The sequence below is a fragment of the Marinicauda pacifica genome, assembly GCF_004793635.1.
Classification (GTDB): Bacteria; Pseudomonadota; Alphaproteobacteria; order Caulobacterales; family Maricaulaceae; genus Marinicauda; species Marinicauda pacifica.
Genome location: NZ_SRXV01000001.1, coordinates 263,753 through 280,448, shown reverse-complemented (window position 1 = coordinate 280,448; position 16,696 = coordinate 263,753). Strand labels below are relative to the sequence as shown.

The window sequence follows — 16,696 nt, the reverse complement described above, 5'->3', positions numbered from 1 at the left end:
GTGAGGGTCATGCCGCGTGGCAGCCTGCTAGCCGTGATACTCGCCTTGCTGTTGCCGTTCGGCGCGCGCGCGGGCGATGTCTGCAACGAGACGAGTTTCACGCTCGACATCGCGACGGCCTGGCGCACGGAAGCCGGCCTCGCCGCGCAAGGCTGGACACGTGTGCGACCCGGCGCCTGCGAGACCACCCCGGCGAGCCCCGCTGTCTCGGAACAATATCTCTATGCCCGGTCGACACCCGCTTACCCCGGCGGTGTGCGTGAATGGCGCGGCGGTCAGGAAATCTGCATCGAGCCCGGCGACTTCAGCTTCGAAGGCCTGGCCGAATGCACCGCACTGGGCCTGGACTCGCGGCGCTTTCGGCGCCTGTCCAACGATGAACGCGTGCGCGCGGTCCTGGTCGAGCCCGCCGACTTCGGTGACCGTGCCGAGGAGGCCGGCCTCCAGCGTCTTCTCCAGGCGACCGGTTACGACATCCGCACGATCGACGGCTATGCCGGACGCCGGACGCGGCGGGAGATCGACGCCTTCGAGGCCGATATCGGGCGCGGTTTCGGCAATGACCGGGTGGCGCTGCTCCAGGCCCTGCACGAGCGGGCGCTGGAACTGAACGCCAATGCCGGCCTGCTGATCTGCAACGAGTCCGGCTCGGACATGGCCGCCGCGCTGGCGCAATTGCGCGGGGATGTCTGGGAGAGCCGGGGCTGGTGGCAGATTGCGCCCGGCGCCTGCGCCCGGCCGCTGTCGGGCAACTATATTGCCAACCAGGTCTATTTCTATGCCGAGCGGCTGAATGACGAGCCGGACGGCCCGCTCGCCGACCCGCTGGCCGGCGGGACCCAGGGCTTCTGCATCGCGCCCTCGCGCTTCCTGGCCGAGGGGCGCGACGACTGCGAGGTGCGCAGCTATGCCTCGGTCGAGTTCCGTCAGGCGCCCGAACCCGAAGACGGTACCGGGCGCGTGACGCTTGGCGATCTGGACTTCGAGGAGACGCGCGAGTGAACCGCCTGGACGCGATACATACTTGGGTCTTCGACCTGGACAATACGCTCTACCCGTCCCAGGCCGCCGTCATGAGCCAAGTGGAAGGGCGCATGACCGAGTATGTGATGAAGAGTCACGCGCTCGAGCGGGAGGACGCGCGCAAGCTGCAGCAGCGCTACTATGCCGACTACGGCACGACGCTGAACGGGCTGATGTCGAACCGGTCGGATGTCGACATCGCTCACTTCCTTGACTTCGTGCACGATATCGATCATTCGGTCATCGATCCCGATCCCGATCTTGCCGCCCATATCGGCAAGATCGACGGGCGCCGGCTGGTCTATACGAATGGCTCCCGGCTTCACGCCGAGCGCGTGATCGACCAGCTCGGCCTGAACGGGCTGTTTGAAGACCTGTTCGACATCGAGGCGTCGCGCTACGTACCCAAGCCGAGCCGGGAAGGCTTTGATGCGTTCACCGGGCGCTACGGAATCGAGCCTGCGACCGCGGTGATGTTCGAGGACTCCCTGCGCAATCTGGAGACCGCGGCCGAGCTCGGCTTTACCACCGTGTTCGTCCGCCCCCATCACCATGAAGGCGAGCCCGGCGAGGCGCGCCCGCATGTGCATTTTGAAACCGACAGTCTGAATACCTTCCTCAAGAACGTTCACGCCCATCGCGAAAAACCCAAGGACCCATCCTATGACTGACCAAAGCCTGATCGACACGATTAATGCCGGTTGGGAGTCGCGCGGCGAGCTTGATGCTGAGACGCGAGGCGAAATTCGCGACGCGGTCGAGTCCGCGCTCGCCGCCCTCGATGCCGGGACGGCCCGGATTGCCTCGCGCGCAGACAATGGCGACTGGCAGGTTCATGAATGGCTGAAGAAAGCGGTGCTGCTCTCCTTCCGCCTGAATCCCAACACGCTGATGGGCGCGGCAGACGCCCCGGGACCCTGGTTCGACAAGGTCGAGACCAAGTTTTCGGGCTGGAGCGAGGCGGACTTCAAGAAAGCCGGCTTCCGCGCCGTTCCGCCGGCAACCGTGCGCCGCGGCGCCTTCATCGGCCGCAATGCGGTGCTGATGCCGTCCTACGTCAATATCGGAGCCTATGTCGACGAAGGCACGATGGTGGATACGTGGGCCACGGTCGGCTCCTGCGCGCAGATCGGCAAGAACGTGCACATTTCCGGCGGGGTCGGCATTGGCGGCGTGCTTGAACCTTTGCAGGCCAACCCGGTGATCATCGAAGACGGTGTCTTCATCGGGGCGCGCTCCGAAGTGGCCGAGGGCGTGATCGTGCGCGAAGGCGCCGTCCTGTCCATGGGGGTCTATCTGGGCGCCTCGACCAAAATCGTCGATCGCGAGACCGGTGCCATCGTGAGGGGTGAAGTGCCCTCCTACTCCGTGGTCGTCCCCGGTAGCCTGCCCGGCAAGGATGGCGGACCGAACCTGTATTGCGCCGTCATCGTCAAGCGGGTCGATGCCCAGACGCGTTCGAAGACAAGCGTCAATGCGCTGCTGCGAGACTGAACGTCAGAGCACGTAGAAGATCGCGCTCGCCCAGACATGGACCGCGAGCGGCAGGACAAGCGAGCCCGATGCGTTGCGCAGCCAGGCCAGGATCAGGCCTGCGGGGAAGAGATAGGCGCCTTGGCCGACATCCATCGAGACGATCAAGCCCGGCGTTACAATGAAGCTCTGCGAGGCGGCAAACAGGATGGCGCTTGCCACCGCTCCCCAGCCCATGGGGGCGCCCAGTACGCTGAGCGGCCGGCCGAAGGCCCGGTCGAGCGCGCTCAGTAACAGGCCACGGTAGAACAACTCGTCCACGAGCGGTGAAAGTCCGGCCTGGAAGGCGATTTCCTCGAGCGGAGCGTGCGGCACCCCCGGCGCCATCCAGTAGGCCGCGGCACCCGCCGTGATGCAAAGAGCAATTGCGACCAGCGCCGCCCTTGCCGGTGCGGGTCCTGACTGGCTGAGTTTCAGGCCGCTGACTTCGCCGCGATCCCGCAACACGAAGGCGCCAACCAGAACGAGGATCAGGAGGGCAAGCAACTCGCCCTCCCAGTTAAATCCTCTTTCGAACGGCCTGGTAAAAACCGAGCCCCAAGCCGAGGAAAGCGCGAAATCTTCCAGGATGAAAAGGCCGAACGCGATGGCAAGCCATGCCCAGGCCACGCGGCCGCGGGCCAGCACAATACCGATGCCGGCCAGCAGGAGAAAGAGGCTGCTGTCGGCGAGCAGTTGTGAAATCGGCCCGCTCATTTGTTGTCTTTCGCATGGCTGTCAGACGCGAACTGTCCTATTTCGGAAGTATGCTGACACAAACCGCCTCCCTGATCGATCCACTTGCGCTTGCCCGCGCTCTTATTCAGGCGCCCTCGGTCACGCCGGCCGATGCCGGTGCGCTCGATACGCTTGAAAGCGCGCTATCCTCGCTGGGTTTCCGCTGCGAGCGGCATCGCTTTGAGGACGTGGACAATCTTTACGCACGCCTCGGTACCGAGGCGCCTGTCTTCTGCTTTGCCGGGCACACCGACGTGGTCCCGGCCGGCGATGATGCCGCCTGGCAGAAGCCGCCCTTCTCCGGCGAGGTCGAGGACGGCGTGCTGTGGGGACGCGGCGCCGCCGACATGAAGGGGGCAATTGCCGCCTTCGTGGCCGCCGTGGCGCGGTATCGCGAGGCACACGGCGAGCCGGCCGGCTCGATCGCCTTTCTGATAACAGGCGATGAAGAAGGCCCGGCCATCAACGGGACAAAGCGCCTTCTTGAAGCGGTACACGAGGCGGGGGAGCGCTTCGACCATTGCCTGGTCGGCGAGCCGACCAACCCAGAGCGGATGGGCGAGACGATCAAGATCGGGCGGCGCGGCTCGCTGAACGGCGTGGTCACCGTGACCGGCCGGCAGGGCCATGTCGCCTATCCCGACAAGGCGGACAATCCGATCCCGCCGCTGCTCGACCTGCTCGGCCGGCTTCTGGCGCGCAAACTCGATGACGGTGCGCCGCACTTCCAACCCTCCAATCTGGAGGTCACCAGCCTGGATGTCGGCAACCATGCCCACAACGTGATCCCGGCAAAAGCCAGTGCGAAATTCAACATCCGCTTCAATATCTCCCACAAGGGCGAGGACCTGAAACGCTGGATCGAACGTGAGGCCAAGGCCGCGGCGCTCGGGTTTGAAGGCCGGATCGATCTCGACCTGAAAGTGACGGGAGACGCCTTCCTCACCCGCACCAGCGCATTTACCGATCTCCTGAAGGACGCGGTGGCCGCCGAAACCGGGCAGGAACCGGCGATGACCACCGGGGGCGGCACCTCGGATGCGCGCTTCATCAAGGATTACGCGCCTGTCGCAGAGTTCGGCCTGGTTGGCGCGACAATGCACCAGGTCGACGAGCGCGTCCCCGCCGGCGATGTGGAGATACTCACGCGCATCTATACGCGCATCCTCACCCGCTATTTCGAGGTGTTCAACGCATGATCGCCGCCCTGCTTGCCGATGCGCGCAATGCGATGATCGGCCTTGCGAGGCTGGTCAGCTTCCGCGAGGGCTGGCGGCCCTGCTTCGACACCAGCACCAACGGGCTGATCCGCTCCTTCGGGGCGATGATCCTGGCGGCGCCTGCCTTCGTTATGTTCGTTCTGGCCGCCAATTACATCGTTTCGTCGGCAGGCGCGGTATCGGCCGAGGCCCGGTACACCCCGCTCGAAGCCATCGGGTCGTATGCGCGAATCTGGCTGCTCTTCCCGGTGGTCGCCATCGCCGTGGTTTCAGTGCTGGGACTGAAGCACCGCTATGTGAGCTGGGTGGTCGTCCACAACTGGGCGGTGTTTGCCCTGCTGCACCTGGCCGCTCTCCTCTACCTGCTTTATCCGGCAGGCCTGGCCGACACGACGGCGCTCGCCATGCTGCTGCAGCTTTATCTGTTTGCGCGGCTTTTCCTGCACTGGCGCGTAGCGGTGTCCGCGCTGGAGACGGGGATGGCCACAGGCGCGGCGGCTGCGGGCATCCCCATCATACTCGACCTGCTGGCGATCTACCTGGTGTCGCGATAGGTCGGGCGCCGGCGACCGCGTGGTTTCGCCGGCGCCTGTTGCCTAGTCCTTCTTGCGCTTGACCCGCTTGAGCGTCTTGCCGCCCTCGGGTGGCCAAGACCTAGCCGGTTTGCGCGGGCCATCGCCGGCGGGCTTGGCCGATCTTGCGGGAGCCTTGCCTGACGGCTTGCCGCCTGGCTTGCCTGCCGGCTTACCGGGGCCTGGCTTCCTTGCCCGGGGCGGACCGTCCTCGTGGCGCGAGGCGGTGCGCTCGGGCTTGTTCTGCCGCTCCAGCTTGCCGGGGCGGGGTTCACGCGCCGGCTTGCTGCGCGGTGGAGGCGCGTCGCGATCCGCCGGGGTCAGCGGCGCGGCGCCGGCGCGCGTCACGCGCACCTTCTCGTCGCGCTCGCGCGGCTTGGTCATGGCCGCTTCGAAACCGGGCACGGCCGGGCCGGTGATCTCGAACCGGGTGGCGGTTTCGCCAATATCGATCTGACCGATCTCGGCGCCCGTCACGTCTCCGACACGGCAGATCAGGGGCAGAATCCAGCGCGGCTCGGCGCGGTGCTTGCGTCCGACATTGATCTCGAACCAGGTGCCCGGCTCGAAATCGGCCCGCGACGGTTTCGGCCCGCGCTCGGGACGATCGCCCCTTTCTGGGCGGTCGCCGCGTTCGGGCCGGTCGCGCATCACAGGGGCCGCGCCCAGCTCTTCAGGCGCCGGAAGGCGGGCTTCCAGCTCGGTCAGGAAGGCGGCGGCGATCGTCTCCGCACTGAAGCGCTCGAGCAAGGCACGTGCCTCCTCCAGCCGGCTTTCCTCGATCTCGCCGGACAGGGCAGGATGCTCGGCCAGGCGCTCTGAGTCCTTGGCGCGCACCGCGTCCGCGTCGGGCGCGTCGACCCATTCGGCCTCGACCCGGGCGTCCTTGAGAAGCCGCACGACCTTGCCGCGCCGGTTACTCGGCACGATCAGGGCGCTGACGCCCTTGGCCCCGGCCCGGCCCGTGCGTCCCGACCGGTGCAGCAAGGCTTCGCCATTGGTCGGCGGTTCCGCATGGATCACCAGATCGAGACCGGGCAGATCGATGCCGCGCGCAGCGACGTCAGTGGCCACACAGACTTTCGCGCGCCCGTCGCGCAGGGCCTGCAGCGCCTTGGTCCGCTCGGCCTGGGACAACTCGCCCGACAGAGCCACGGAAGAAAACCCGCGATTGCCCAGCCGCGCGGCCAGACGGTTGACCGCCTCGCGCGTGGCACAGAAGACCAGCGCCCGCGGCGCGCCATGGTAGCGCAGCACGTTGATGACGGCGTTCTCCCGGTCATGGGGCGCGACCAGGTGAGCCAGATAGGCGATGTCGGCGTGCTGACTGCCGCCGCTCACCGTCGAGATGCGCAGCGCATCCTTCTGGTAGGTCTCTGCGATGCGCGCGATGGCTTTCGAGACCGTCGCCGAGAAGAGCAAGGTGCGCCGCGACGCAGGCGCGGAGTCCAGAATGAATTCGAGATCGTCCTTGAAGCCGAAATCGAGCATCTCGTCGGCCTCGTCCAGCACCGCGGCGCGGGCCGCGGACAGATCCAGCGCGCCGCGCTCGATATGGTCGCGCAAACGGCCAGGCGTGCCCACGACGATATGGGCGCCGCGTTCCAGCGTGCGCCGTTCTGCGCGCGCATCCATGCCGCCAACGCAGGAGGCCAGACGGGCACCCGCCTCGGAATAGAGCCAGGCCAGTTCGCGCTGAACCTGCAAGGCGAGTTCGCGCGTTGGCGCAATCACCAAGGCGAGCGGTGCGCCGGCGGGCGGCAGCCGGTCTTCGCCAGCCAGAAGCTCGGGCGCCATGGCCAGGCCAAAGGCCACCGTCTTGCCGGACCCGGTCTGCGCACTGACCAGCAGGTCGCGGCCGGCGGCGTCGGGCGCCAGAACGGCAGCCTGGACTTCGGTGAGGGTCGAATAGCCTTTGGACTCCAGCGCAGCTTTGAGCGCGGAGGGAAAATTCTCGGGAAGGGTCATGAAAATCCGTGTCAGCCCGGGCGGCGTTCGGCCCGGCGCAAAAGGTCTCGCAGCGGGAACGCCCGCATGTCAGTTGCGCCCTATAGCAGAGGCCGGGGTATTTGGAAAACGGCGATGTCGGGGCAGACCGCCCGTGTCAGTACCGCACGAAGGACAGGTAGAGCCCGTCCGGCGGCGCCACGGGGCCGCAACGTGTGCGGTCGGCTGCCTCCAGGGCCGCCTTGAAATCGTCCGGCGTCCACTTGCCCGTTCCGACCTCGACCAGCGATCCGGCGATCGAGCGGATCTGGCGATGGAGGAAGCTGATCGCCTCCACCTCGATATGAATCTCCGCGCCCCTGTCTCCTGACTGCCGCGTGACCGAAATCGTGTCCAGCGACTTGACCGGGGAATCCGCCTGGCACTGACTGTCGCGAAACGTCGTAAAATCGTGCGTGCCGATCAGGGCCTGCGCCGCCTCGTGCATCGCCGTCGCATCCAGTGCGCGCGGCACACGCCAGACCCGGCCGCGATCCAGCGCCAGCTTCGCGCGCCGGTCGATCACGCGGTAGACATAGCCGCGCCGCACCGCCGAAAATCGCGCGTGGAAGGCGTCGCCGACCCGTTCGGCCTGGAGCACCGCGATCGTGTGATCGCCCAGATGATGGTTGAGCGCATCGCGCACGCGGTCGGCGCGCAGGTCCTTTTCCAGATCGACATGGGCAACCATCGCGAGCGCATGGACGCCGCTGTCGGTGCGCCCCGCGCCATAGACTTCGCGCGGCCCGCCATCGAGCTTCTGCGCGGCCGCTTCCAGCGCCGCCTGAACGGACGGCCCGTTCTCCTGACGTTGCCAGCCCACATAGGGGCCGCCGTCATACTCGATGGTGAGCTTGTAGCGGGGCATGACGCCGGATTTAGCCGGGACAGGACCGGTAAGAAACCGGTTTTTCTGTCTGGCTCAGAAGCAGGAGCAGGCGGCCGCCGGAAAAAGTCGCCGTGAGAGTCGAGACCCCAGGCGACGCGCCTCCTACTACTACCACGACTCTCATTCTGCCGGAGGATGCGCGGGGGACCTATACGAATTGAGAAAGAGCCGGCGCGCAGTGTGAGGGCGCGAGGAGATGGCGGGGATTAAGCTTGGGAGACAGGGCGCGCGGGGTGGCCGCCTTCTCCTGAGCTCGTTAGGTCTGCGCTTCGCTACGCCCGGGATTTCAGTGTGTATGATTGGCTGAAACCCTGGGGCGCCGCAGGCGAGTCGCGGCCTCAGGCAGACAGGATTGCCTGCCTCTCTTTCCTGACGAAAGTCAGGACCCAGGAGAAGGCAGGGCGGCGTAATCAGAATGACAGCGCTCCACGATCTCTGGGTCCCAGCTTTCGCTGGGAAAGAGAGATTCTGATCGGTTTTGAAGAACCCCAACCCTTTGTCATTCCGGGCGAGCGAAGCGAAAGCCTTAGACCCCCGAGAGGACAGGGTGCCGTCATCCGATCCTTCGAGGCTCGCTAAGCTCGCACCTCAGGATGAGGAGGAAGGATGACATCGAAGACGACGGCGAGGGTGTCACGGCTCTGAGTTACGGCCGCGTCCGCTACAGCCGTGTGCCCGGGGCGATGGCGGTGCCGCGGGCGAAGTCTTCGGCGTCCATGACGCCCTTGCCCTCGCGCTGCAGGCGTTTCAGACGGACGGCACCGCGCCCGCAGGCGACGCGCAGCGTGTCGTCGAGCACTTCGCCGGGCTCGCCCTCGCCGCTGACAGGTTCGGCCAGATGGACTTTCACGCGCACTTCGCCTTTTGCGGTCTCCAGCGCGAACCAGGCACCGGGAAAGGGGGAAAGGCCGCGAATCTGGTCGGCAACCTGATCGGCGGGCCGGGTCCAGTCGATGCGCGCTTCGGCGCTCCTGATCTTCTTCGCGTAGGTCACGCCCTCTTCGGCCTGGGGCTGGGCGGTCAGCGAGTCGCGTTCCAGCGCGGCGAGCGTGCGTGGCCAGAGCAGCGCGCCGGTCGTCATCAGTCGGTCGTGCAGCGTGCCGGCCGTGTCGTCGGGGCGGATGGGGACAATCTCGCTCATCAGGACAGGCCCGGTATCGAGCCCGGCCTCCATCTGCATGATCTGGACACCGGTCATCTCGTCGCCGGCCATGAGGGCGCGCTGGATCGGCGCGGCACCGCGCCAGCGCGGCAGGAGGGAGGCGTGCAGATTCAGGCAGCCCAGGCGCGGCGCATCGAGCGCCTCCTGCGGCAGGATCTGGCCATAGGCGACGACACAGGCGGCATCGAGGTCGAGGGCGGCGAAGCCGGCGAGGACTTCGGGATCGCGGAAACTCTCCGGCGTCTCGACCGGCAGACCGAATTGTTCGGCGAGCTGGTGGACCGGGGTCGTGCGGGCGGCCTGCCCACGCCCGCGCTTGCGTTCCGGCTGAGTGTAGACGCGCACCACCTCGTGGCCCGCCCCGACGATCTCGGCCAGGGAGGCGGCGGCAAACTCGGGAGTCCCCATGAAGGCAAGGCGCAAACTCATTCGTACAATATCGCTCTTTAACGCTCGGCGCTGACGCAGCATTTCTGATACAGTCCGGCACGCCCCGTTTCCACCGGAGACCTGCAATGCGATTGATGTATCTGATAGCCGCCCTTGTTCTGGCTGCCTGCCAGGCACCTGCCCCGATGCCGGGCGAACCGGATACCCCAACACAAAACCCCGATCGCGCCAGCGCGATCGGCGAGGCCTGCGGAGGCATGATGGGGCTGTATTGCGCCGATGAGGCCGCCTATTGCGCCTACGAGCCCGACGCGATGTGCGGGGCGGCCGACCAGACTGGTACGTGCGCTATCCCGCCCGAAGTCTGCACGCGTGAATATGCTCCCGTCTGCGGGTGCGACGGGGAGACCTATTCCAATGCGTGCGTCGCCGCGTCGGCGGGAACCAGCGTGGCCTATGAAGGCGAGTGCCGGAAGCCGGACTGATCCGGCTCCCGGCTTCGTTCTCTACCGCTCGCGCGTGCGCTTCTGGGATTCCGCGATGCGGGTCACCGGAGTCGAGGCCGAGGGTGCGGCGGCGGCGTTCGTCTTCGGTTTTTCTTTTTTCGGTTTCTTGGCTTCGCGATTTCCGCGTTGCTGGCCTTTGGCCATGAGGTTATCTCCACGGGCGGGAACCGTCAGGGTCAACGCGCCATGACGGCGGAGGGCGTGCCGTATCGCTGCGGCCTTGCGGGCCGGAGCGCGCGCATCTCACCGGTTGAGGGTGCGCCCGAATGAACCGTCTGTCGACCGAATTTACCGCAGGCTCCCAGGCCGCGCCGTTGACGTGAAAGCGGGGCCGGCCCAAGATAACAGTCTGGCGTTCGACGCCTGTGCACCGCCCCGTGAGGCGAGGACCCTGACGATGATTTACTCGATCTGATTGTTTTGCCGGCCGGCCGCAAGGCCCTGAGCCGTTCCCGCGCGCCACCTGCGCGCAGCATCAGATTCATGAGCGATCCATCATCATGTCCCGACTATCCAACCAGATCGCGCTCGTCACGGGCGCGGCGAACGGCATCGGCTACGCCATTGCCGCCGCCTTCCTGCGCGAAGGCGCGACCGTCATTCTCACCGATATCGATGAGGAAGCCCTGACCCAGTCCGTTGCCGGGCTGGGAGGGGCCGCCCATTCCCGACAGCTGGACGTGCGCAGCGAGAGCGACTGGGCCGCGTGCGCCGGCTGGGTCCGGGAGCGCTTTGGCGGTCTGGACTGCCTGGTCAATAATGCCGGCATCACCGGCTTCATCGAGACGTCCGGCCCGCACGATCCCGAACACCTCGACATGGAGAGCTGGCGTGCGGTGCACGAAACCAACACGCATGGAACGGCGCTGGGCTGCAAATACGCAATTCGCCTGATGAAGCATCGCGAGGCGGGCTCCATCATCAACATCGCCTCGCGCTCGGGCGTCGTTGGCATCCCCCGCGCGGCCGCCTACGCCGCCAGCAAGGCCGCCGTGCGCAACCATACCAAGTCGGTGGCGCTGTACTGTGCGGAGGAAGGCTACCCGATCCGGTGCAATGCGCTGCTGCCGGCGGCAATCTGTACCGGAATGTGGGAGGCCATGTTGCCGCCCCCCGGAGAGACGCGCGAAGCCATGACAAGCGCCCTCATTGCAGACGTGCCGCTGCGCCGCTGGGGTCAGCCGGGAGACGTTGCCGAGGCTGCCGTCTATCTGGCCACCCCAGGGTCTGCCTACGTCACCGGAACCGAGCTGCATATCGATGGCGGTCTGCTGGCCGGCAGCGCCGCCCCGCCTCGCCCTGCTAGCGAGACTTGATGGCCGAGGAGAAGGAGGAACCGATGATCGCGATGATAAGGCGCGCCAGAACCGTGAAGAACAACAAGAGGATGGCGCCCTCTTCCACGAAGAGATCGAGCCACACATTGTAGCGCGCGGGCAGGCCCGTGCCGGTGATCCAGGTCTCCACGGTCTTGGCCCACTGGACCAGCGCATTGAGCACGTCGGGAGCGAACAGGCCGAGCGAGATCAGCATTGCGTAGGACAGTATGAAGGCGAGAAAGATCGTGAATGTCGCATTGGTGACGCGACCGAAAACAAGGCCCATGGCTGGCTCCCCTCTGCACATTGCGGACGGCGCGGGACCCACAACTCGGAGCGCCCGCACGGCACCCTCTATCGTCAGTCTAGCACGCCGGCCGGTGTCCGTCGCGGGCCGACTGGCCCGCCGGAATCTCGCCGCCGGCAGCGGGCTGTCCTTAACCCCTGCGGGACCACGGGACAGGGCCGGCCACCGGCGGGAGATCCGGATCGTCTAGGACGTCCGCGTGATAGTCAGCTCGGTGCCGTCGCTCGACCAGTCGGACGTGGTCATGCTTTCGCCGACCTCCATGGACTCCCAGGCATTGCAGATTTCCTGCGTGCCTTCTTCGGCCTCAATCTGCATGCACAGCGTGCCGTCCTCGAACGTCCAGGTGCCTTCGGCGCCGAGTGAGCTCGCATAGCCCCCGTCCTCGGCGAAGGTGCTGGTCCAGCTCGCGTCACCATTGGTGATTTCATAGACGTGCCCGGACGGCCCATTCGCAAAGGCGAGACCGGCCAGACCCAGCGCCGCAGCTGCGGCTGTCAGTAGCGTTTTCATGTATGCGTCCTCCCAAACCTTGTTGCCCGGCTAATCGCCGGGTCCGGGTATGGTTAACGCGGCCCCGCCAAAGTCAATCGGGCCGGTCGTGAAATTTTTATGGAGCGCTCCATAAAAAAAAAGCTCCGGACTAGGGTCCGGAGCGTTCGCCATGCGTGCCTGCAAGGTCTGGTACGTGCGGGCTCAGCCGTCGGCGGCGACGGCGCGCAACATCCAAGCATTCTGCTCGTGCACCTGCATGCGCTCGATCAGCATGTCCTCGCTGACCTTGTCGCCAAGGTCCTCGGCGATGTCGGAGGCCTGCTTCAGGCGCCTCGCGATCTTCTCGTTATCGTGCGCCAGCGTCTCGACCATCGTCCTGGCGGACTTCACCTTGCCGTCATCGTCCTCGATGGCGGTGATTTCGGCAAACTCGCGATAGCTGCCCGGCGAGCGCTCGCCCAGAGCGCGGATGCGCTCGGCCAGATCGTCGGCAGCATCGAACATGTCCTCATACTGGCTTTCGGTCAGCTCGTGGATCGACACGAAAAGCGGGCCGGCGACATTCCAGTGATAGCCCTGCGTCTTGACCATCAGCATGTAGGTGTCGGCCACGGCCATGGCGAGCTGCTGGGACAGGCGTTGGCGCGAGACATCGTCGGCGACCGAGATATGCGGCTTCTCTTCAAGCTCGGCATCGGTTTTAAGGGCATCAGTCATGGGGGAGATCCTCTGCTTGTCAGGCGTCGGTGTCAGGTATCAGTCATCAGCCGTCGATCTGGCCGGGCGAAGCGTCGACGGCTCAGTTGAGAAAGAAGAACACGAAAAGCGCGCCGAACAGCAGCACGGCGGCGGCAGTTGTCGAGATGTACAGAATCCGTTTCTGGAACTGGCGGTTCTCACTCTGACGGACGTCTTCTTTTTCTTTCTTGACTGTCATGGTCCAAATCCTCTCCGGCTGCGCCTTGCGATCGAGACCTATGTCTCGCCGCGCAGGTTTCAACCTTCCCATTGTTTTCTGATAACGCCTTGAGAGGGCCGAAAAGTTCCACCCTGCGCTACCAGTCGCGAGCCGGATTGCCGGCGCTTCGGTATTCGTCGATACGCCGGCGGGTCGCCGGGCTGGTGTCCTGCGGAAGCCGGCCGGGATCTGCCCAGATCCGATCGGTGATCTCGCCGTCTTCCTTCGCGGCACACGTCACCCAGCTGTGAAGATAGAACAGGACGATATGGTCGCCGCGAAATGTCGGATTGCGATAGACACCCGCCAGGGTCAGTGAGCCAGGTTCCGGCGATAACCCGGCCTCCTCGGCGACCTCGCGCTCGGCAGACAGAGACACATCCTCGTCTCGCTCCACCCCGCCCCCGGGCAGATGCCAGCCATCGATATAGGAGTGGCGGACCAGGCATATCCGGCCTTCGCTGTCGGTCGCCAGCACACGTACGCCCAGCGTCATGGCGCGCGTCCGGCGCCAGTAGAAGCGGAAGGCCGGTGTCAGCCAGCCGCCAATCCGGCGCCGCCAGAGATAGCGGGTGTCGCTCATCGGAAAACTCTCCTGCCTCGCGGTGGCCTGTGCTCTGGTCTCGTGTCACGGCACAGGGTATAGACGGGCGCGAGTTGAACAACGCTGCACCCAGCGCCGGGTGCACAAGACAGAGGGAGAGCATCATGTGGGCTCTGATCGCGATCGGCATGTGCGTCGGACTGTTTGCCCTGTTTAACCTGATCGAGTTCAAGCGGCTCGACTAGACGGGTCGTGCGCCGCACACCGCGGCCGCACATCAGGCCCCTCTCCCGTTAACGCAGCCAGTCAAGGGCCAGCCATGACGCTTGCCGTCGACATCATTCTTGTCATCTCCGGGATCGCCGTTCTGCTTCTGGGCGGCGATTTTCTTGTGCGCGGCGCTGTGGCGTTGGCCAACCGGGCCGGGATCTCGCCGCTTATCGTCGGCCTGACCGTCGTGGCCTTCGGGACGAGCGCGCCGGAAATGGTGGTGAGTGCGGCTGCGGCGATCTCGAACGCGCCGGGCCTGGCCGTCGGCAATATCGTCGGCTCCAATATCGCCAATATCTTTCTGGTGCTCGGCCTGCCGGCAATCTTGATGCCAATGGCGACGCGCGCGCCCGGCGTCGGCCGCAATGCGCTGATTGCGCTGGCCGCCTCTGTATTGTTCATTGCGTTGTCCTGGGACCGGATGCTGGACCTGACCGACGGTCTGATCCTTGGCGCCCTCATCATCGTGTACGTGATCTACCTGGCCATAGGTGCAACGCGCGCCAAAGACGATCCGGTCATCGCCGAGCTGACCGAAGCGGCGACGGTTGGCGACGTCCCGGTCTCGACGGGGCGCATGCTGTTCTTCCTTCTGGTCGGTATCGTGGCCCTGCCGATCGGTGCAAACCTGATCGTGGAAGGCGCGAGCGACATCGCCGCGCTGCTGGGCGTGTCCGACGCGATCATCGGCCTCACCATCATCGCCTTCGGCACATCGCTGCCCGAGCTGGCGACCGCCGCGGTCGCCGCGATGAAGCGCCATAGCGAAGTTGCCATCGGCAATGTGATCGGCTCGAACATCTTCAACATCTTTGCGGTGGGCGGCATTACCGGCATCTCGGCCGGCCTGATCCGCGGCGGCGCGCCGATCGCACAGGAATTCTTCGTGCTCGATTTCTGGGTCATGCTGGCCGCGGCGGTGATCGCTGCGGTCCTGGTCCTGACAAGGCGGCCCATCGCTCGTGTGACAGGCGCGGTTCTCTTTCTGGGCTATTGCGGCTATATCGCCGCGCTTGCATATACAAGCCTCAGCTAGCCCCGATCTGTCATGTCCAACCTGCGCCTGGAAATTTCGAAGGACTTCGCCTTCGACGCCGCTCACTATTTCGAGCACAAGGAGAAGGATCATCCCTTCTCGCGTCTGCACGGCCATTCCTTCCAGGGTACGGTGACGCTGTCCGGCTCGCCGGCAGAAGATAGCGGCATGGTCAAGGACTTCTGGGAAATCGACTCGGAAATCAAGGCACTGCGCGACCGGCTCGACCATCGCCTCCTGAACGAGGTTGAGGGTCTTGAGCATCCCTCGCTGGAAGCTGTCGCGCTCTGGGTATTCGAACGCCTCGATGCCGTCCTGCCCGGCCTCGTCAGCGTCGAGATCCGCCGCCCGAGTTGCGGTGAGAAGGCTGTGATCCGGCGCGGGTAGCGTGCTCAGGTCGGGTTGCGCATCGGCGAAAGCCTGCCACCCGGCCCGCTACAGCGCCCCGAACACGTCCCGCGTCAAGCGGGGGTCGAAATGCTGGCCGCCGTCGACAGCAAGGATCTGGCCTGAAACGCTGGGGGTCGCGAGGAAGTAGCGCAGCGTGCGCACCATGTCCTCGAGACGCGGCCCGCACCGCAGCGGGTTGTCGTCGTGCAAACGGTCGAATTCATCTTCATCGTGATAGGGGCTTGGTAATGTCAGGCCCGGCGCGACGGCGTTGACCCGCACAGCCGGGGCAAACTCGCGTGCCAGCATCTCGGTCATCGTCTTCAGCGCGGCCTTCGACAGCGTGTAGCTGAAATAGTCGGCATTGATGTTGAACAGCTTGTAGTCGAGCACGTTCAGGATCATCGCGCTCCCGCCAGTGTCTGCGGCCTGCGCGGCGAAATCGCGCGACAGGAGCGCAGGGGCGAGCGTGTTCACTTCCATGTGGCGGCGAAAACTCTCCGGGGTCAGGTTTGACGGGCTGTCATCCTCGAAGATGGAGGCGGAGTTGACGAGCACTTCGAGCGGCCCGATCTCCTGGCGTGCGCGCTCCACCAGCGCGCCTGCGGCAGCCGGGTCGGACAGGTCCGCGCCCAGCGCGATGGCCCGGCCTCCGCGGGACTCGGCCTCGCGAGCGGCGGCTTCGGCCTCCTCACCCGAGGTATTGAAATGGATGACAACCGGATACCCGTCTTCAACCAGAGCATCGACGAAGGCCCGGCCCATCCGCCTGGCCCCGCCGGTGACCAGCGCGGCGCCTTTGGCTGGCATCGTGTTTGTCATTGTGACATGTCCTTTCATCGCAGCTCGGCCATACCCGGACGGGTCTATCGCGCTTATACCTCTCAAAGCGCCGTCATCCAGAGGACATGGCATGAAAGTCGACGCCTTGCATTCCATCCCGGCCGAGGCCACCGAGACGGCAGCCGGACAACGGCTGAGCGTGCGCGTCGAAGGTCTGCGTCTCGATGCGCAGGTGGGCGTGTATGCGAGCGAACACGGTCGGACCCAGCCCCTGGAGATCAGCCTGCAGGCCGAGGTCGAGGAAGCGTCGGCCGCACCCGGGTCCGACCTGACCCAGGCGGTCAACTACGCCGCGATGGCCGAGACCGTGCGCCAGGTGGTGGCCGCGCGCCATCACGAGCTGCTCGAAGACCTCGCTCAGACCCTTACCGACACGCTGTTCCAGGATGTTCGCGTCAAGCGCCTGCGCCTGACCATCGACAAGCCGGACGCGCTCGACGACGCACGCAGCGTCGGCGTCACCTACGAGCGCTGGCGCTAGAAGACACTCTCATCCTGGCGCCAGCCGCCACACCATCGGCCCCAGTTTCCGCTCG

The 16,696-nt window shown here is 65.6% G+C and carries 22 protein-coding genes; 11 read left to right on the top strand and 11 right to left on the bottom strand.

Translation table 11 applies throughout. The features are described from left to right. The first annotated feature begins 9 nt into the window (after positions 1-9). From E5162_RS01460 to dapD, 3 genes are read left to right on the top strand one after another with little or no spacing between them, the layout of a single operon-like run. Complete coding sequence (locus tag E5162_RS01460; RefSeq protein ID WP_135943179.1) at positions 10-1,002, top strand: DUF1036 domain-containing protein; 993 nt, start codon at positions 10-12, stop codon at positions 1,000-1,002. Then, a complete protein-coding gene (locus E5162_RS01455; protein ID WP_135943178.1) occupies positions 999-1,694 on the top strand; it encodes a pyrimidine 5'-nucleotidase in 696 nt (231 codons plus the stop codon). The genes E5162_RS01460 and E5162_RS01455 overlap by 4 nt, the downstream gene beginning before the upstream one ends. Beyond that, positions 1,687-2,517: a 2,3,4,5-tetrahydropyridine-2,6-dicarboxylate N-succinyltransferase gene (gene dapD / locus E5162_RS01450; RefSeq protein WP_135943177.1), complete on the top strand. Its 831-nt coding sequence runs from the start codon at positions 1,687-1,689 to the stop codon at positions 2,515-2,517. Before E5162_RS01455 ends, dapD begins: the two co-directional genes overlap by 8 nt. A 3-nt stretch (positions 2,518-2,520) precedes the next feature. Here the strand turns inward: dapD and E5162_RS01445 are convergent, their stop codons facing one another. After that, complete coding sequence (locus E5162_RS01445; protein ID WP_135943176.1) at positions 2,521-3,252, bottom strand: CPBP family intramembrane glutamic endopeptidase; 732 nt, start codon at positions 3,250-3,252, stop codon at positions 2,521-2,523. Positions 3,253-3,302: 50 nt separating this feature from the next. On the opposite strand from E5162_RS01445, the gene dapE reads away from it, so the two are divergent. Both dapE and E5162_RS01435 read left to right on the top strand, forming a co-directional pair. Continuing rightward, complete coding sequence (gene dapE, locus E5162_RS01440) at positions 3,303-4,472, top strand: succinyl-diaminopimelate desuccinylase (RefSeq protein WP_135943175.1); 1,170 nt, start codon at positions 3,303-3,305, stop codon at positions 4,470-4,472. Further along, on the top strand, positions 4,469-5,047 hold the full coding sequence (locus tag E5162_RS01435; protein ID WP_135943174.1) for a hypothetical protein: 579 nt from the start codon (positions 4,469-4,471) through the stop codon (positions 5,045-5,047). The genes dapE and E5162_RS01435 overlap by 4 nt, the downstream gene beginning before the upstream one ends. Before the next feature lie 42 nt (positions 5,048-5,089). Here the strand turns inward: E5162_RS01435 and E5162_RS01430 are convergent, their stop codons facing one another. The 3 genes from E5162_RS01430 to fmt all read right to left on the bottom strand — a co-directional run bounded on the left by E5162_RS01430 (position 5,090) and on the right by fmt (position 9,525). Continuing rightward, entirely contained in the window at positions 5,090-7,033 is a 1,944-nt protein-coding gene (locus E5162_RS01430) for a DEAD/DEAH box helicase (protein WP_135943173.1), read from the bottom strand. Between the two features lie 136 nt (positions 7,034-7,169). Beyond that, positions 7,170-7,919 carry a tRNA pseudouridine(38-40) synthase TruA gene (gene truA / locus E5162_RS01425; protein WP_135943172.1) on the bottom strand — a complete coding sequence of 250 codons (750 nt, stop codon included), beginning with the start codon at positions 7,917-7,919 and terminating at the stop codon, positions 7,170-7,172. Between the two features lie 682 nt (positions 7,920-8,601). Continuing rightward, positions 8,602-9,525 (bottom strand): methionyl-tRNA formyltransferase, encoded by a 924-nt coding sequence (gene fmt, locus E5162_RS01420; RefSeq protein ID WP_371872216.1) that lies wholly within the window; start codon positions 9,523-9,525, stop codon positions 8,602-8,604. 92 nt (positions 9,526-9,617) lie between these two features. Here fmt and E5162_RS01415 point away from each other — a divergent pair, with 92 nt between their 5' ends. Beyond that, positions 9,618-9,977, top strand: a complete 360-nt coding sequence (locus E5162_RS01415) for a Kazal-type serine protease inhibitor family protein (protein WP_135943170.1) — start codon at positions 9,618-9,620, stop codon at positions 9,975-9,977. Between the two features lie 21 nt (positions 9,978-9,998). Here E5162_RS01415 and E5162_RS14895 read toward each other — a convergent pair whose 3' ends face one another. Then, entirely contained in the window at positions 9,999-10,142 is a 144-nt protein-coding gene (locus tag E5162_RS14895; protein ID WP_174234977.1) for a hypothetical protein, read from the bottom strand. Between the two features lie 356 nt (positions 10,143-10,498). Between E5162_RS14895 and E5162_RS01410 the strand changes: the two genes are divergently transcribed. Next, entirely contained in the window at positions 10,499-11,314 is an 816-nt protein-coding gene (locus tag E5162_RS01410) for an SDR family NAD(P)-dependent oxidoreductase (RefSeq protein ID WP_135943169.1), read from the top strand. Here the strand turns inward: E5162_RS01410 and E5162_RS01405 are convergent. The 5 genes from E5162_RS01405 to E5162_RS01390 all read right to left on the bottom strand — a co-directional run bounded on the left by E5162_RS01405 (position 11,301) and on the right by E5162_RS01390 (position 13,660). After that, complete coding sequence (locus tag E5162_RS01405; protein WP_135943168.1) at positions 11,301-11,603, bottom strand: hypothetical protein; 303 nt, start codon at positions 11,601-11,603, stop codon at positions 11,301-11,303. The two genes, E5162_RS01410 and E5162_RS01405, sit on opposite strands and share 14 nt — an antisense overlap. A gap of 207 nt (positions 11,604-11,810) precedes the next feature. Then, on the bottom strand, positions 11,811-12,137 hold the full coding sequence (locus tag E5162_RS01400; RefSeq protein ID WP_135943167.1) for a hypothetical protein: 327 nt from the start codon (positions 12,135-12,137) through the stop codon (positions 11,811-11,813). Between the two features lie 183 nt (positions 12,138-12,320). Next, the gene (locus tag E5162_RS01395; protein ID WP_135943166.1) at positions 12,321-12,836 is read right to left on the bottom strand and encodes a Dps family protein; all 516 of its coding nucleotides are present in this window, start codon (positions 12,834-12,836) and stop codon (positions 12,321-12,323) included. Between the two features lie 82 nt (positions 12,837-12,918). After that, positions 12,919-13,056, bottom strand: coding sequence for a hypothetical protein (locus E5162_RS14710; protein ID WP_158291153.1), 138 nt, complete (start codon positions 13,054-13,056; stop codon positions 12,919-12,921). A 118-nt stretch (positions 13,057-13,174) separates the two neighbouring features. Then, on the bottom strand, positions 13,175-13,660 hold the full coding sequence (locus tag E5162_RS01390; RefSeq protein ID WP_188634446.1) for an NUDIX domain-containing protein: 486 nt from the start codon (positions 13,658-13,660) through the stop codon (positions 13,175-13,177). 74 nt (positions 13,661-13,734) lie between these two features. On the opposite strand from E5162_RS01390, the gene E5162_RS15105 reads away from it, so the two are divergent. The 3 genes from E5162_RS15105 (at position 13,735) to E5162_RS01380 (ending at position 15,314) form a co-directional block, all read left to right on the top strand. Continuing rightward, on the top strand, positions 13,735-13,866 hold the full coding sequence (locus tag E5162_RS15105; protein ID WP_267902627.1) for a hypothetical protein: 132 nt from the start codon (positions 13,735-13,737) through the stop codon (positions 13,864-13,866). A gap of 74 nt (positions 13,867-13,940) precedes the next feature. Then, complete coding sequence (locus E5162_RS01385) at positions 13,941-14,927, top strand: calcium/sodium antiporter (RefSeq protein ID WP_135943165.1); 987 nt, start codon at positions 13,941-13,943, stop codon at positions 14,925-14,927. A gap of 12 nt (positions 14,928-14,939) precedes the next feature. After that, positions 14,940-15,314 (top strand): 6-pyruvoyl trahydropterin synthase family protein, encoded by a 375-nt coding sequence (locus tag E5162_RS01380; protein WP_135943164.1) that lies wholly within the window; start codon positions 14,940-14,942, stop codon positions 15,312-15,314. Positions 15,315-15,362: 48 nt separating this feature from the next. Here E5162_RS01380 and E5162_RS01375 read toward each other — a convergent pair whose 3' ends face one another. Next, the gene (locus tag E5162_RS01375) at positions 15,363-16,139 is read right to left on the bottom strand and encodes an SDR family oxidoreductase (protein WP_135943163.1); all 777 of its coding nucleotides are present in this window, start codon (positions 16,137-16,139) and stop codon (positions 15,363-15,365) included. Between the two features lie 91 nt (positions 16,140-16,230). On the opposite strand from E5162_RS01375, the gene folB reads away from it, so the two are divergent. Further along, entirely contained in the window at positions 16,231-16,641 is a 411-nt protein-coding gene (folB, locus tag E5162_RS01370; RefSeq protein ID WP_135943162.1) for a dihydroneopterin aldolase, read from the top strand. Positions 16,642-16,696 lie beyond the last annotated feature (55 nt).

Bases quoted from the DNA above. Each gene is read 5' to 3' on its own strand.
- E5162_RS01460 (WP_135943179.1), top strand. From the start codon at position 10: ATGCCGCGTGGCAGCCTGCTAGCCGTGATACTCGCCTTGCTGTTGCCG.
- dapD (WP_135943177.1), top strand. From the start codon at position 1,687: ATGACTGACCAAAGCCTGATCGACACGATTAATGCCGGTTGGGAGTCG.
- E5162_RS01445 (WP_135943176.1), bottom strand. From the start codon at position 3,252: ATGAGCGGGCCGATTTCACAACTGCTCGCCGACAGCAGCCTCTTTCTC.
- dapE (WP_135943175.1), top strand. From the start codon at position 3,303: ATGCTGACACAAACCGCCTCCCTGATCGATCCACTTGCGCTTGCCCGC.
- E5162_RS01435 (WP_135943174.1), top strand. From the start codon at position 4,469: ATGATCGCCGCCCTGCTTGCCGATGCGCGCAATGCGATGATCGGCCTT.
- E5162_RS01430 (WP_135943173.1), bottom strand. From the start codon at position 7,033: ATGACCCTTCCCGAGAATTTTCCCTCCGCGCTCAAAGCTGCGCTGGAG.
- truA (WP_135943172.1), bottom strand. From the start codon at position 7,919: ATGCCCCGCTACAAGCTCACCATCGAGTATGACGGCGGCCCCTATGTG.
- E5162_RS01415 (WP_135943170.1), top strand. From the start codon at position 9,618: ATGCGATTGATGTATCTGATAGCCGCCCTTGTTCTGGCTGCCTGCCAG.
- E5162_RS14895 (WP_174234977.1), bottom strand. From the start codon at position 10,142: ATGGCCAAAGGCCAGCAACGCGGAAATCGCGAAGCCAAGAAACCGAAA.
- E5162_RS01410 (WP_135943169.1), top strand. From the start codon at position 10,499: ATGTCCCGACTATCCAACCAGATCGCGCTCGTCACGGGCGCGGCGAAC.
- E5162_RS01405 (WP_135943168.1), bottom strand. From the start codon at position 11,603: ATGGGCCTTGTTTTCGGTCGCGTCACCAATGCGACATTCACGATCTTT.
- E5162_RS01400 (WP_135943167.1), bottom strand. From the start codon at position 12,137: ATGAAAACGCTACTGACAGCCGCAGCTGCGGCGCTGGGTCTGGCCGGT.
- E5162_RS01395 (WP_135943166.1), bottom strand. From the start codon at position 12,836: ATGACTGATGCCCTTAAAACCGATGCCGAGCTTGAAGAGAAGCCGCAT.
- E5162_RS14710 (WP_158291153.1), bottom strand. From the start codon at position 13,056: ATGACAGTCAAGAAAGAAAAAGAAGACGTCCGTCAGAGTGAGAACCGC.
- E5162_RS01390 (WP_188634446.1), bottom strand. From the start codon at position 13,660: ATGAGCGACACCCGCTATCTCTGGCGGCGCCGGATTGGCGGCTGGCTG.
- E5162_RS01385 (WP_135943165.1), top strand. From the start codon at position 13,941: ATGACGCTTGCCGTCGACATCATTCTTGTCATCTCCGGGATCGCCGTT.
- E5162_RS01380 (WP_135943164.1), top strand. From the start codon at position 14,940: ATGTCCAACCTGCGCCTGGAAATTTCGAAGGACTTCGCCTTCGACGCC.
- E5162_RS01375 (WP_135943163.1), bottom strand. From the start codon at position 16,139: ATGACAAACACGATGCCAGCCAAAGGCGCCGCGCTGGTCACCGGCGGG.
- folB (WP_135943162.1), top strand. From the start codon at position 16,231: ATGAAAGTCGACGCCTTGCATTCCATCCCGGCCGAGGCCACCGAGACG.